The sequence below is a fragment of the Hymenobacter canadensis genome, from assembly GCF_027359925.1.
Classification (GTDB): domain Bacteria; phylum Bacteroidota; class Bacteroidia; order Cytophagales; family Hymenobacteraceae; genus Hymenobacter; species Hymenobacter canadensis.
In genome coordinates, this window is sequence record NZ_CP114767.1 from 1,001,805 (window position 1) to 1,015,917 (window position 14,113).

Annotated in this window: 13 protein-coding genes; 6 read left to right on the forward strand and 7 right to left on the reverse strand. The window is 65.9% G+C overall.

Annotation, left to right across the window (positions count from 1 at the left end):
- Positions 1 to 259 precede the first annotated feature (259 nt).
- The 5 genes from O3303_RS04290 to O3303_RS04310 all read left to right on the forward strand — a co-directional run bounded on the left by O3303_RS04290 (position 260) and on the right by O3303_RS04310 (position 4,592).
- Positions 260 to 1,618: a saccharopine dehydrogenase C-terminal domain-containing protein gene (locus tag O3303_RS04290; RefSeq protein WP_269560832.1), complete on the forward strand. Its 1,359-nt coding sequence runs from the start codon at positions 260 to 262 to the stop codon at positions 1,616 to 1,618.
- Between the two features lie 76 nt (positions 1,619 to 1,694).
- Positions 1,695 to 1,952 carry a helix-turn-helix domain-containing protein gene (locus tag O3303_RS04295; protein WP_269560833.1) on the forward strand — a complete coding sequence of 86 codons (258 nt, stop codon included), beginning with the start codon at positions 1,695 to 1,697 and terminating at the stop codon, positions 1,950 to 1,952.
- Between the two features lie 20 nt (positions 1,953 to 1,972).
- Positions 1,973 to 2,683 (forward strand): IS630 family transposase, encoded by a 711-nt coding sequence (locus tag O3303_RS04300; RefSeq protein ID WP_269560834.1) that lies wholly within the window; start codon positions 1,973 to 1,975, stop codon positions 2,681 to 2,683.
- Positions 2,684 to 2,936: 253 nt separating this feature from the next.
- A complete protein-coding gene (locus O3303_RS04305) occupies positions 2,937 to 3,878 on the forward strand; it encodes a hypothetical protein (protein ID WP_269560835.1) in 942 nt (313 codons plus the stop codon).
- 3 nt (positions 3,879 to 3,881) lie between these two features.
- A complete protein-coding gene (locus O3303_RS04310; RefSeq protein WP_269560836.1) occupies positions 3,882 to 4,592 on the forward strand; it encodes an ABC transporter ATP-binding protein in 711 nt (236 codons plus the stop codon).
- Positions 4,593 to 4,600: 8 nt separating this feature from the next.
- Here the strand turns inward: O3303_RS04310 and O3303_RS04315 are convergent, their stop codons facing one another.
- The 7 genes from O3303_RS04315 to O3303_RS04345 form a co-directional block, all read right to left on the reverse strand.
- Positions 4,601 to 5,320, reverse strand: coding sequence for a tRNA1(Val) (adenine(37)-N6)-methyltransferase (locus O3303_RS04315; RefSeq protein WP_269560837.1), 720 nt, complete (start codon positions 5,318 to 5,320; stop codon positions 4,601 to 4,603).
- Positions 5,321 to 5,421: 101 nt separating this feature from the next.
- Positions 5,422 to 7,878, reverse strand: a complete 2,457-nt coding sequence (locus O3303_RS04320; protein ID WP_269560838.1) for a TonB-dependent receptor — start codon at positions 7,876 to 7,878, stop codon at positions 5,422 to 5,424.
- A gap of 408 nt (positions 7,879 to 8,286) precedes the next feature.
- Entirely contained in the window at positions 8,287 to 9,543 is a 1,257-nt protein-coding gene (locus O3303_RS04325) for a pyridoxal phosphate-dependent aminotransferase (RefSeq protein WP_269560839.1), read from the reverse strand.
- 95 nt (positions 9,544 to 9,638) lie between these two features.
- On the reverse strand, positions 9,639 to 11,126 hold the full coding sequence (locus O3303_RS04330; RefSeq protein ID WP_269560840.1) for a sensor histidine kinase: 1,488 nt from the start codon (positions 11,124 to 11,126) through the stop codon (positions 9,639 to 9,641).
- Positions 11,127 to 11,362: 236 nt separating this feature from the next.
- Positions 11,363 to 12,082 carry a response regulator transcription factor gene (locus O3303_RS04335; protein WP_269560841.1) on the reverse strand — a complete coding sequence of 240 codons (720 nt, stop codon included), beginning with the start codon at positions 12,080 to 12,082 and terminating at the stop codon, positions 11,363 to 11,365.
- 64 nt (positions 12,083 to 12,146) lie between these two features.
- Complete coding sequence (locus O3303_RS04340) at positions 12,147 to 12,983, reverse strand: hypothetical protein (protein WP_269560842.1); 837 nt, start codon at positions 12,981 to 12,983, stop codon at positions 12,147 to 12,149.
- 20 nt (positions 12,984 to 13,003) lie between these two features.
- A complete protein-coding gene (locus tag O3303_RS04345; RefSeq protein WP_269560843.1) occupies positions 13,004 to 13,459 on the reverse strand; it encodes a hypothetical protein in 456 nt (151 codons plus the stop codon).
- A gap of 192 nt (positions 13,460 to 13,651) precedes the next feature.
- Between O3303_RS04345 and tsaE the strand changes: the two genes are divergently transcribed.
- Positions 13,652 to 14,074 (forward strand): tRNA (adenosine(37)-N6)-threonylcarbamoyltransferase complex ATPase subunit type 1 TsaE, encoded by a 423-nt coding sequence (gene tsaE, locus O3303_RS04350; RefSeq protein ID WP_269560844.1) that lies wholly within the window; start codon positions 13,652 to 13,654, stop codon positions 14,072 to 14,074.
- Positions 14,075 to 14,113: the final 39 nt, after the last annotated feature.

The window sequence follows — 14,113 nt, forward strand, 5'->3', positions numbered from 1 at the left end:
CCGGTACCGGCTCGCGGCCCCGGCTGAAGAAGGGGCGGTGAATGTACTACAAATCCGGCGGAGTAGCGGCGTTGGGGGTAGGAGAAAGCTGGGGCTGGCGGCCGGTGACGGCCGGGCCGCACCACGCCACCCTGGCCGGCCGGGCCGGTGCCCTGCCCCGATTGACGGGAATTCGTTAGAATTGGCCCTGTTTTGAGCCTGTTCATTTACTGTGCCGACCTACCTGAGCCAGCCGGCATTCCCCGCAAATCCCCCCTGCATGACCCGTATTACCCTGCTCGGAGCCGGCCGTTCGGCTTCCTCGCTGATTGAGTACCTGCTGCGCCACGCGCCCACCGAAAACTGGTTTCTCACCGTGGCTGATGCCAACCCGGCCCACCTGGTGCCGGTGCTGGCCGCTCACACCGAATACGCCCGCGCAGTGCCGTTTGCGCTGGAAAATGAGGTGCTGCTGCAGGAGCTGGTGAGTGGTGCCGATATTGTTATTTCGATGTTGCCGGCGCTGCTGCACGGGCCGGTGGCGCGGATGTGCGTGCAGCTGGGGCGGCATCTGGCCACGGCCAGCTATGTGAGCGAGGAAATCCGGGGGCTGGATGCGGCGGCGCGGGCCGCGGGTAGCACCCTGCTGATGGAGTGCGGCCTCGACCCCGGCCTCGACCATATGTCGGCCATGGCCGTGATTGAGGAAATCCGAGAGCGGGGTGGCCGCATTACCTCGTTTAAGTCGTATTGCGGGGGACTGCTGGCGCCCGACTCGGAAGGCAACAATCCGTGGAAATACAAGTTCACGTGGAACCCCCGCAACGTGGTGCTGGCCGGCCAGGGTACGGCCAAATACCTCGAAAACGGTCATCCGCGCTACATTCCTTACCAGCACCTGTTTGCCCGCACTGAGTCGATATTGGTGCCTGGATACGGCGACTTCGACGGCTACGCCAACCGCGACTCGCTCAGCTACCGTGCGCCGTATGGCCTAGATGACATCCCCACGATTCTGCGCGGCACGCTGCGCCGGGCCGGCTACTGCGCCGCTTGGCACGCGCTGGTGCGCCTGGGCCTTACCGACGATGCCGTGCGCCTCGGTAACGCCGCCGACCTGACCTGGCGCGAGCTGCTGGAGTCGTACCTGCCGGTTTTGGTGCCGCGCGCCGCCAACGAAACCGCCCTGGCCATGCACTGTGCCGACTACCTGGGCCTTTCGATGGCCGGGCCAGAGATGGAGCGGCTACAGTGGCTGGGCTTGTTCACAGAGCAGCCCGTTGGCCTGGCCGACGGCACGCCGGCGCAGCTGCTGGAGCGCCTGCTGACTCAGAAGTGGCAGCTGCAGCCCGCCGACCACGACATGATTGTGATGCAGCACCTGTTCGAGTTTGAGCTAGCGGGCGTGCGCTACGGCCGTACCAGCTCGCTGGTGGTGCTCGGGGACGATGCCACGCACACGGCCATGGCCAAAACCGTGGGGTTGCCACTGGGCATGGCCGTGCGCCGGCTGGCGCGGGGCGAGGTGGCCGCGCGGGGCGTGCTGATTCCTACCGGTGCCGACCTCTACCAGCCAATCTTGGCGGAGCTGGCGGCCGACTACGGCATCCGGTTCGAGGAGCACGAAACCGCGCGTTAGCCTTGCTAAGTGGTGAGGCGAAAGTAATGCGGCTGGGCATAAAGTTATATCTTGTTGAATGCGAGCTACTACTGATTTGACTAGCCCAGAAGTGCTGACGTTGGAACAGGCAGCCGCCCATGGCCCGCACTACCGCATGCGCCGCCGGGCGCAGGCCGTGCTGGGCCACAGCCGAGGCCAGAGCATCAGCCGTTTGGCGGCCTTATTTGCTGTGGACGCCGATACGGTCAGCCGCTGGCTGCGACGCTGGCGAGCCCAGGGCGTGAGCGGCCTGCGCGAAGGGGCCCGCTCGGGCCGGCCACCCCACCTGGATGCGGCCGCCCAAAAAAACTAGCGGCTGATCTGGGCCACCTGGTGCCGCAGTCGCTGGGCCGGCACAGCCCCCTGCCCGTACCAGCCCTGAGCCGGAGCCGCCTCTGCTACTGGGCCCGTCGCCTGGGCTTCTGCTACAAACGCCTGCGTCAGAGCCTGCGGGCCCGGCGCGATGCCCTGCTGTTCGGCTTTTTCCAGCAGGAGTTGGCCCTGCTGCATCAGGTCGAGGCCAGCGGCGGGGTGGCCGTCGTCTACGTGGATGAGTGCCGCTTTTCGCGCCAGGCACCCGTCTCACATGCCTGGCAGCGGCGCGGGCAGCCGGCGCACGGCGTGCCGGCCGAACGCGGCCCCACCGGTGGCTACTCGCTGCTGGGCTTCTGGCAGGCGCGCGACCCGGCCCAGGCCTTCACTGGCGTGCTCTATGCCGGCGCGTTCACAGCCGACTTGTTTGTGGCCGCTGTCGAGCAGTTCAGCTTCACGCTTGAGCGGCCCACGATCCTCGTGCTCGACAACGCCAGCATCCACCGGGCCGCCAGCGTGCAGGCGCGGCTGCGCGCGTGGGCCCGGCGCGGGCTGCGTCTACAGTTTCTGCCCGCCTACTCGCCCGAACTCAACCAGATCGAACGGCTTTGGCACCGCTGCAAGCACTACTGGCTCAGGCCCCATGACTACGACAGTGAAGCGCACTTGTACGAACGTCTCACCCAACTAATTCACGGAATTGGCATACAATACCGCATTACTTTCACATGACCACTTAACAGCTTTTTTCAGGCAGGAATAGGCGAGGTAGCGACGCAATAGTTGGAGTCTCGTCGTTGAACAACTGACGCCGGATTGTGCGGTAAAACAACATCAGCAACGGCGAGATGCAAGATATTGCGCCTCGACCTCGTTCACCCAGCCGAAAAGCAACTGCAACAGCTTTTTCCGGCAGCTGCAGGTACGGGCCGAATCAGGCAGTGCCCGGTAGCTTCCCTATCCTGGATCAATCAATTCTGCGCGCTTGAAAGGGTATCTGTGGCTGCGGCTGCGAATAGGCGGCCGCTTGCTGGCCGAGCTGGGCTGGTGGCGGCTGGCGCTGCTGGGTCCGTTTCTGCTTTTGTCGGTGGCTCGCGCTTTCGTGGTGCTGGCGCCGCACGCTGCCGGGCAGTGGCTGGTGCCGCTGGCAGTGGCCCTGTTCATTGGCAGCCAGCACCGCCGCCGCCTCGACCTGGGGTTTCTGCAGCTTACCGCGCCCCGGTTCCGGCCGTGGCTGGCCGTGGAATACGGGCTGTGGAGCCTGCCGGCTGCTGCTACTTTGCTGGCCTTTGGGCAGCTGACTGCGGCGCTCCTGACGCTGGGGTTGGCCGTAGCCGCTGCCTGGCTGCCGGCGGCCCGGCCTCAGGACAGCAAGAAACGCCGCCGCAGCTTGGTGCGGAGTGAGGCGCTGGAGCTGGTGAGCGGCCTGCGGCAAACGGCTGCCGCGGTGTGGTGGCCGCTGCTGCTGGCCGGCGCGGCGTGGGGGCGGCAGTATCCGGAGGTGCCGGCTTTGGCGCTGGTCGTTTGGCTGTTGCTGCTGGCCGGGTGCTACGGCACGCCTGAGCCCTGGACGCTGCTGCTGCCGGCCCTCCGGCAGCCGGGGGCGTGGCTGCGGCGGCGCGTGGGACTGGCGCTGCTTTACCTGCTGCTCACGGCTGCGCCGTTTGCCGGGATGCTGGCGCTGGGGCCGGCTGGGGTAGGTGGGGCGGGCCTGCTGCTGCTGTGGGGCGCGGCCCTGCTCACGATGGTGGTGCTGGCCCGCTACGCCTTCTACCCCGACACGCTGCTGGTACGCCTCACCCAGGGCGCCATCCTGTCGTTGGTGCTGCTGGCCGGGCAGCCGGTGTTTCCGGCGCTGCTGCTGGTGGCGTTTGCGGGGCTGCTCTGGAAAAGCCGGCAGCGGCTCTCCAATTTCCGACAAGACTGAGGCATGATTGAGATTCGCAACCTGAGCAAAGCCTTCGGGAGCCAGCCGGTGCTGCACGATGTGAGCCTGACGCTGCAACCCGGCACCCTGCACGGCCTGGTGGGGGCCAACGGCGCCGGCAAAACCACGCTGCTTCACTGCCTCTACGGCCTGCACGCCGACTACCAGGGCACCGTGGTGGAAAGTACCGGCCTGCCTATCCGCGCCCACACCGGGCTGCTGTCCTACGAGCCGTATTTCTATCCGCGCCTCACCGGCCGCGAATACCTGGAGTTCACGCTGCAGGCCCGCGGCCGGAATGTGGTGGATTTCAACGGCTGGAACCAGCTGCTGGAGCTGCCCCTGGACCAGTACGCCGAGGAGTATTCGGCCGGCATGAAGAAGAAGTTGGCGCTGCTGGCGTTGCTGGTGCAGCCCTTCCGCTACCTCATCCTCGACGAGCCCTTCAACGGCCTCGACCTGAACGCCAACCTTCTGCTGATGGAAATTCTGCGGCGGCTGCGCGGGCAGGGCGTGGGCATTCTGCTGACCTCGCACCTGCTGGGCTCCCTCACCGAGCTCTGCGACGAGCTGACCGTGCTGGCCGACGGCACCGTGCGCCGCCGCTATACCGCCGCCGAATTCGGGCAGGTGCAGGTCGATCTGCTGGACGAGTTCTACCAGGATAAGCTGGCCCAAGTGCGCCGGCTACTTCCATCTGAAGGCGAGTTTTGAACCAGGCGTTACAGCGCTAAATAAAACGGCCCCAGCAACTCCCGAAAAGCCTGCGAATACTGCTCATCGGCGGCTTTTATCAGCAGTTCCTGCTGCCGGAGCGGGGCAGGCCGGCGCCCAAACGTGGTGATGTGGCGCAGCGGCTTGCTGCCGGCCCGGTGCCGCACAACCAGCTGCACCACCGGCCACAGCCCCACTACGGTGGCGGCCTGCTCGAAGTGCTGCATTTCGGGCGGCGGCAGCAGCACCGTGAGGTGGCCGGCTGGGGTCAGGAAGTCGGCTGCGAACTGCGCCAGCTCCGCAAAAGTCAGCGAATCATCTGTGGTGTGGCGGGCGGTGGTGCGCCGGGCGTCGGGCGAGCGGAGGGAGTGGCGGAAGAAAGGTGGGTTGCAGACGATGCCGTCGAAGGGCGCAGGGTGGGTGGCGGCCAGGCCGGCCAGCGGCAGCGCGTGCAGCGTGAGCCGGGCCGCCCAGGGGCTGGCCCGGAAATTGGCGGCGGCCTGCGCGGCGGCAGTGGGGTCCAGCTCAACGGCCTCAATGGCCGCAGTGGCGTTGCGCTGAGCCGCCATCAGGGCCAGCAGGCCGGTGCCGGTGCCGATATCGAGCAGCCGCTGGGCCCCGGCCACCGGGGCCACGGCACCCAGCACGCAGGCGTCGGTACTCACCTTCATGGCACACGCGCCCTGCTCGATCCGGAACTCTTTGAACTGAAAATACGAATTGGCCACGGCAGACAGCAAACAGACAGCCGGCAAAGATCCGCAGCATGTCGGCCATTCCGGCGCTGGCAAGCGTTTTTCAGCAAAAATTGCGCTGATGCATCCCGCGACTATTGGCTGACGGCGCGGCGCTTTTCCTCCTCGGCCCCCGTGGCCCGCTTGCGGGCTGGCGGCACCTCGTTGCTGCCGAACCGGTACGAAAACGACACCGTGGCCGCCCGGCTGTCCTGGCTGGCGCGGTAGCGTTCCTCAAACACCTGGTAGCGCGAGGTAGCCGTAATCGGCGCCGTATACAGCAGGTCGGTGGCGTTGAGGCGCAGCGTGGCCCGGCCGTCGAGCAAGCTTTTCTGCACGCCCACGCCGAGCTGCCCAAACGCCTCTACCACCTGGAAGGCGTACCACTCGCGCGAGTGGTAGCTGCCGTTCAGGTCGGCAGTCCAGCCCTTGCCCAGCGCGAAGGTGCTGTTGGCGCTGGCAATGGCTCCCGGCCGCCCCGCCGGGGCGGTGGTGTTGCTTAGGCGGCCATCGAAGTAGATGTAGAACAACTCGATATCGGTGTAGAGCTGCCACCATTTGGTGGGGGCCAGCGGGGCCGTGAGCGTGAAGGCGTAGTAGTGACGGGTCTGCAGGTTCACGTCGGTAGCGGCCACCAGCCGCTCGGGGCCGGGCTGGGCCAGGTACACCGGCACGATGGGCCAGTGGCCGCGCGCGTAGCTCAGGCCCGTGGTGTATTTCTGGCGCCAGGTGTGGGTCAGCTCGGCGCTGTAGCTGGTCATGGGCTGCAGGTAGGGGTTGCCGGCGCGGTACGAGGTGGCATCTACATAAGACCGGAAGGGGTTGAGCTGGGTGTAGGTGGGCCGGTCGAGGCGGCGGCTCAGCGTGAAGCCCAGCGCATGGGCTTCCGACAGCGTCCGGCTCAGGTTCAGGTTCGGGAACAGCTGCAGGTAGCGGCGGTCGAAGTTTTCGTTGCCGATGTCCTGGCGGCCGGTGGCCACGGTTTGCTCGGCGCGCAGGCCGGCTGTAAGCGTGAGGCCCGGCCGGGTGCGGCTCATCGTCAGGTAAGCCGCCCGGATGCTCTCGTCGTAGCGGAAGCGGTTCGACTGGGTGGCATCCCGAAGGAGGCTGCCGTTTCGATAAAACACCACGTCGTTGTCGGCGCGCACCTGGCTGGCTTTCAGGCCCAGCTCCAGGCGCAGGCCGCGTGGCAGCGGCCGCACATAGTCGGCCTTAGCGCTCTGGATGTGCAGCGTGCCATCCTGGTTGCCGGTGAGAGCCGTGGTCGGCTGCCCGGCGGGAAGGCTATAGATTGTTACCAGATCCAGCACCCGCCGGATGCCGTAGCGGGCCATATCAGCATCGGCCGTCAGCTCGGCCGTGCCCGCCGAGTCGGGCCGGAACGTGTGGCGCAACGTGAGGTTGGCGGCCACGTTGGGCGTGCGCAGGTTGCGGAAGTTGTCGGAGGTGTAGCTGCTCACCGGTTGGTCCTGTGCATCAAAAAACGCGGACTCGTTGGTGCCCTGCCAAGGCGATTTGCTGGCCAGGCCGCTCACCATCACGCCTAGCGTGGTCCGGGGGCTGAGGGTGTAGTCAAGGCCGGCCTTCCAGGCGTGCGACACCAGGTGGTTGCGCATTTCGTTGCGTTGCTGGCTGCTGGCCTGGGGCTGGCCCTCGGGCCGGTAAATCCGCGAAAAGGCCAGGTTCTGGAAGTTCTGGCGGTCGGTGTAGGCGTAGGTGGCGTAGAGGTTGGCGTGCGGCCCCCGGTGGTTCAGCGACAGGCCCGAGGTATGTTTGCCGTAGCGCCCGCGCCCGTAGCTGGCATTCAGGCTGCCGTTGGTGCCCAGGTGCTGGTCTTTCCGGAGGTTGATGACGATGACCCCGGCCGTACCCTGCGCATCGTACTTGGCGGGCGGGTTGGGAATCAGCTCCATGGTGCTCACCTGCTCGGCGGGCAGGGCCCGTAGCATGTTGGCCAGCTCGGTGCCCGTCATGGGCACGCGCTTGCCATCGAGCAGCACCAGCACGCCCCGCTTGCCCCGTAGCGCCAGCTCATCGTTGCCGTCCACGGTCACGCCCGGGGCGCGGCCCAGCACGTCAAGCACGGTGCTGCCGCTGGAAAGCGGGCTGTTTTCCACGTTGATGATCGTGCGGTCGGCGCGGCGCTCGAACGGCGGTTTCTGGCCCGTCACGGTAACGCCGCGCAGCTGCTGCGTGGGGCTGGCGGCCAGCGTGAGGCGTAATATGGCCGGCGGCCGGTCCGTAACCGTAATCGGCCCCACCCAGGCCTGCGCATAGCCCGCATGCACCACCGACACCAGGTACTGGCCCACACTGGCCGGGGCCAGTACAAACTGCCCGCCCGCGTCCGTAAACTCGGTTTTGAGCGCTACCGAATCGGTGGCGCGGTGCAGCACGACGGTGGCATATTCCACGGGCGTGCCGGTGGCCGTCCGGACTGTACCCGGTATCGGTGCCGGCCGCTCCTGGGCCACCAGCGGCCCCGCAAGGGTAAGCAACGCCGGTAGCAGGCGCGAAATCCGGCGCAGAACGCCGGTAAAAACTGAATTCATGGGTGCACTTTCCGGGGGGTGAGAAAAACGGAGCGTGCAATAGGTGTGTCAGGCTAACTGACCTGCCCCAATCAGGCAGGTCAATCAGATGGTATAGAGAGCAGATATAAGGGCAAAAAGCAGACACATGAAGCCAGACCACTTTTCACGATGAAAGATAACGACAAACAGCCTTCAGGCAAAAATACTATTCATTGAATATTCTAGAAATTGGATTAGTCTTGCAAGCACGAGTGATTGTCAGGTAGTTGAAGGCACGACGATAAACTAATCTGAAGCAGGCAAAAAGGCGAGGCCGGCCCAAAAAGAGAATCCCCGGCTGCGGCAGCCAGGGATTCTTTATAAAAGCAAAATACTGCAGCCGTAAAACGAGGGTAACTCCGCCGCCGGATCGTACACGGCGGCTGGCTACCGCAGCGCGTCCAGGGCAGCCCGCAGGCGGGGCAGGGCCGCCTCAATTGACTCCAGCGAGGCCCCGCCCACCGACATGCGGAACCACGGCGCCGTGCCAGCGGTGCCGAAGGCACTGAACGGCACCAGCGCCAGCCCGGCGTCGCTGATCAGGTAGGAAGTCAGCTCCTTGGTGGTGCTGAGTACCTGGCCGGCCGGCGTGGTTTTGCCCAGCACGTCGAGGCGGGCCGTGAGGTAGATGGCCCCCATCGGCACCATGGAATCGACGGGGTAGCCGGCGGCTTTCAGCTCCTGCAGGCCTGCGTGCAGCGTTTCGAGGCTGCGCTGAATCTTCTCCTTAAACTCGCCGATGAAGCCATCGACGGCCGGGGTGTTGGGCAGGAACTTGGCGGTAGCCACCTGCTCGGCCTTGGGGGCCCAGGCGCCCACGTGCCCAAGAATAGCCTTCATCTTATCAATCACCACGGCCGGCCCGAACGCATAGCCCACCCGCACGCCGGTGGCGGCTAGGCACTTCGAGATGCCGTCGATGTACACCACATAGTCGCGCAGCTCGGGGCGCAGGTTCACGGGGTCGAAGTGCTCGGTCTGGCCGAAGGTGAGCATCCAGTAGATCTGGTCGTAGAGCAGGTAGAGCGGCTTTTCGCTAGGCTGGCGGCGCTGGTTTTCGGCCAGTACCAGGTCGCAGATGGCCAGCAGGTTGTCGCGGGTGAAAACGGTGCCGGTGGGGTTCAGCGGCGAGCATAGGGCCAGCAGCGTGGCGCCGGCCAGGTGCGGGGCCAGCTCCTCGGCCGTGGGCATAAAGTTATTTTCGGGCAGGGTTTCCACCATCACCGGCTCGGCGCCCGAGAGGTGGCAGTAGTGGTTGTTGTTCCAGCTGGGCACCGGAAACACCACCCGGTCGCCGGGGTCCACGAGGGCCAGGTAGGTGGCGTAGATGAGCGGGCGCGAGCCGCCGGCCACCAGCACGTCGTTGGGGGAGTAGTCGAGGCCCAGGCGCTCCTTTGTGAAGGCCGTGGCGGCTTCGCGCAGGGCGGCCATGCCGTTGGCGGGCGGGTAGTTGGTGTGCCCGGCCTGGTAGGCGGCCGTAATTTCGGTTTCGAGCGCCGCCGGTATCGGGAAAATGGCGGGGTCGAAGTCGCCGATGGTCAGGTTGCAGATCTGCTCTCCCCGGCGGATCATGTCGTTTACTTCGTTGCCGATCTTAATGATTTCGGAGCCGATGAGGCTGTCGGCCATGCGCGAAACTTGCATAGGAAGAAGGTTTTGGTCGGCCAAATATAGAACCGTCGCGTTGGGAAATGCGCCGTGCCCGGCCAAATTTGCCCCACGCCCACCTGCCGGGCCACTCAGCCTCCGTACACCGGCAGTGAGAAAGCAAAGCAGGTGCCTTCGCCTTCGCGGCTATGCACGGTTAGCTCGCTGCCGTGCAGATGCACGATGCGGCGGGCAATGGCCAAACCCAGCCCCAGGCCGTCCTGTGTTTTGTCGCGCACCTGGTCGGAGCGGTAGAACCGGTCGAAGACGTGGGGCAGATCCTGGGGGGCAATGCCGCGGCCGGTATCCGTGACGAGCAGCGTCAGGCGCTGCTGGGCATCGGGCGCGGCCACCGTCACGAGCACCCGGCCGCCGGCGGGCGTATAGCGCAGGGCGTTGTCGAGCAGGTTCTGCAGCACCCGCTCAATGAGGCCGATGTCGGCGCAGGCGAAGGGCACGGCGGTGGGCCAGTGGGCTTCCAGCGCGATGGTGCGGGCCCGGGCTTCGGGTTCCAGCTTGAGCAGCACGTCCTGCACCAGCTCGGTCACGGAAAACGGCTCGGGGCGCGGCACCGTCTGGCGGGCCTCCAGCTTGCTCAGCTCAAACAGCTCCGACACCAGCCGCTTGAGGCTCTGCGTGTTCTTAAGGATGGTGTGCAGGTAGCTTTGCCGCTCAGGCTCCGTGAGCAGGTGCTGCCTGAGCAGGATGGTTTCGGTGTAGCCCTCGATGCTGGCCAGCGGCGTGCGCAGGTCGTGGCTGATGTTGGCCACCAGCTCGCGCCGCAGCTCGTCGTTGCGGCGCAGTGCCGCCACCGACTCCTCGGTGCGGGCGGCCATGCCGTTGAAAGCCTCGGCCAGCTCAGCCAGCTCGTCGCCGGGTTGGATGCCTTCCACGCGGGCCGCGTAGTCGCCGGCGTGCAGGCGGCGCACGGCGGCCGAGAGGCGGTGCAGGTTTTTGGTGAGCAGCGAAATCAGCAGCACGCCCAGCACCAGCGTGGCCGCGCCGGCCAGCGCCAGCATCCGGAGCAGGCCGCCCACGATGTAGCTCTGCCGCCACGAGGTGGCGGCGTCGGGGGCGGGGCCGCCGCCCAGCGTGATGTAGAGGTAGCAGTGCAGCCGGCCGGTGCGCGTCACGAGGGGTACCACCGAAAAGGGGCGCGCCACGGCCGGGTGGCGCGGGTCGGTGCCGAAGATGGGCAGCGGCTGCCGGCCGGCCAGAAACGCCCGCACTGGCGGCATGGCCACGCGCGCGCTCTTCACCTCGTTGGGGGCCGCCGATGAGGTGAGAATCTGCCCATCAAGCCCCACCAGGTAGAGCTTGATGCTGGGGTTGATGGCCATAGCGGCCCCAAAAGTGCGCTGGAGCGTGGCCTGCGGTATTTCGTTGGTGGCAGAGTCGATCTGGAGCACCTGGGCCACGGAGGCAGCCAGGCTGCGGTTGTTGCGCTGCAGTTCCTCGGCCAGATACTGGTCGGTGCTTTGGGCCAGCAGCAGCACGTAGACCCCGCTCACGGCCAGCAGCAGCGCGCCCAGCAGCACCGACAGCCGCCCCTGCAGGCTATTGAGGTTCAGAAGTTTCACCAGGCAGGGGGCGGGTTGTGGTGGAGAGTGGTCTGATTGAGGCTCGAACAGTAGATGCTCCGGTCCGGCGGCTTTTTCAGCCGTCGGGCGGGTCTTCGCCAGCTGATGTTGTTTGCCGAGAACGTCTTGTCGAAGGTCGTTCTATCGACAACCGGCCCGACGGCTGAAAAAGCCGCCGGACCGGACCGTTCAGCGTACGCACACCTATCACGTCGAAGCCGCTTCAAGATACTGAATCACTGGCCCAGCTGGTCGTTGAGCTTGTAGCCCACGCCCCACACCGTCAGCACGTACTCGGGGTTGGCGGCGTCGCGCTCAATCTTGATGCGCAGGCGGTTGATGTGCGAGTTGACGGTGTGCTCGTAGCCGGAGTAGGAGTAGCCCCAGATCTGGTCGAGGAGCTGGGTGCGCGAATAGGGGCGGCCGGGGTGGCGCAGTAGCAGCGCCAGCAGGTCAAACTCCTTGGCCGTCAGCTCCACGGCCCGCTCATCGACACTGACGCGGCGCAACCCCAGATCCAGCAGCAACCCGCCCTGCCGGAAGCGCCCGGCGGCCCCGCCCGCGAAGCCCGGCTCCTTGTCGGGGGCCGAGCGGCGCAGGCGGGCTTTTACCCGCGCCAGCAACTCCCGCACGCTGAACGGCTTGGTCAGGTAGTCGTCGGCCCCCAGGTCGAGGGCCAGCACTTTGTCGAGCTCCTCAGCCTTGCTGGTCAGCATCAGAATGGGCGTGCTCACCTGCTGGGCCCGGATGCGGCGGCACACCTCTATGCCGTTGAGGCCGGGCAGCATGATGTCGAGAATGATGACGTCGAACTGGCCTTCGGTGGCCTGCCGCAGTCCTTCCAGGCCGTTGGGCGTGATTTCGCAGTCGCAGTCGATGTCGCGCAGGTTCACCCGCAGCAGGTTGGCAATGTCGGCGTCGTCTTCGATGATGAGGGCGCGGGTGGCGGCGGGCATGAGGCAGGGGAATACGGGGGAACCAACCGGAAAGTAACACGAAACCAGCGAGCTGGGCCCGGCGCTACCACTCAAACGCCACGCCGGCTGTGGGCTGGATGCCGGTGTACACGTTGCGCAACCGCCCGAAGCCACCTGCCGCGTTGAGCGTGCCCCACCAGTGCTTGCTGAACGCGTAGTTCACCCCCAGCGAAAAAGAGGAATACGCCACACCCTCGCCCAGCCCGATACTGGCCAGCCGGTCAGGGCTGGGGGCGCGCACGTTGTCGAGGGTGCGCACGGCGGCCGTCAGCCAAGCGTGGCCGAGCTGGTAGCCCACCTCGGCCCCGTAGGTGTACTGGCTGGTGAAACCCCGCGTACGCTGGTTGTAGCCGGCATCGAGGGTGATGTAGGCGGGCAGGCGCGGGGCCAGGCTGTGCGACAGCGCCGCCCGGGCCCACACGTTCCACTCGCCGTCGCCGGTGGGCAGCGCAATGGTTTGGCGCGGGTCCTGGCGGTTGCGGCCGCGGGCATCGGCGTTGCCTGTGGGCGCCTCCACGGCCACGCCCACCGCCAGCGGCCACGCGCCGCGCAGCAGCCCGTAGCGCACCCCCAGCTGCACGTCGCCGAAGCCCTGAGTGGGGGTGGCCGTCACGAACTCGGCCCGCCGGTACACGGGCGTGTTGAGCACCACTTCCCAGCGGTCCGTCAGCCCGTACTCGGCGTAGAGGCTGGCCACCTGCTGCCGGAACCGCGCCGTTTCGATGGTGCCGCCGCCCAGCGGGTGGTAGCTGGTGGTACTGACAGTGGTAAGCCCGATTTTGGCGTAGCCACCGCCCTGCGCGCGGGTCCAGCCGCCGCCGGCCCGGGCCACGGGCGCGGCCAGCAGCACGGCTACGCCCGTCGCCCAGACGGAAAGCACACATTTTCGGAGCACAGAACTCATTGGAGCGGTGCGGCGCCGAAATTGATTTCCGCCGTTTCGCAGTAGAACACGATGTGCGAGAAGCCGGCCGAGCTGCCATCGAGCCGCAGAAACTGCTGGCCGTTTTTGTTGACGAAGCCCACGGCCTTCACGTTGGTGGCCGCCGCCGTGCGCTGCGCCCCGATGCGGGTATCGGCCTTGGCTAGGTATATCGTGACGGTGCCAGTATGAAAATCCGACGTGAAATCCATGTTGAGCTGCACGAATTCCTGGTTCTGGCCGTCGCGCACCAGCGCCAGCGTGCCACGGGTGGGCGTGCCGTTCTGGGGCGTGATGGTGCCGGTTTTCAATGACGTCAGGGCGCCTACCGGGTCGGGCGTGGAAATGGTCTGGGGCTCGGGGTCGTCGTTGGAGCAGGCGCTGAACAGGGTCGGCGCCAGGCACAGCAGCAGGATGGCAAGAGGCTTTTTCATGATGAGTGTGCGGGTTGGTGAATGAAAAACGAAACCTTCTGCTGCAAAGAAGTCCGCTGTCCGTCACAGAAGTATCACGAACGCTGAATATATGCCGGCTAGGCTCCGGGCTGAAGGCCAGCTGAGGCGGTCTGCCGCGAACCAAGGCGCCGTTTCGTAAACTTGCGGCTCGCTTTTGTTGTCACTGACTTGATGCTTCACCTCACTATATCTGGCCTGGAGGCCCTGCCTGCCGCCGCCGCCCAGGTCCGCGACGCGCTGCGCGGCCACTCCATCGTGTGCTTCGAAGGCGAGATGGGGGCCGGCAAAACCACGTTCATCAAGGCCCTGTGCGCCAGCCTGGGCGTGCCTGAGGACGAGGTCAGCAGCCCCACGTTTTCGCTGGTAAACGAATACCGCGACGCCCGCAATCAGCCCATCTACCACTTCGACTTCTACCGCCTCAACCACCCCGGCGAGGCCGAAGATATTGGGGCGTTGGAGTACTTCGATTCCGGCTATCTTTGCCTGATAGAGTGGCCCAGCTGCATTGAGGCGCTGCTGCCACCCGAACGACTACTCATCACGCTCACCGTCACCGGACCCTCATCAAGGGAATTAGTAATTAGTAATTGATAATGAGAAATTTGAGGGTTTGGCCTGGGCCGGCCGTCG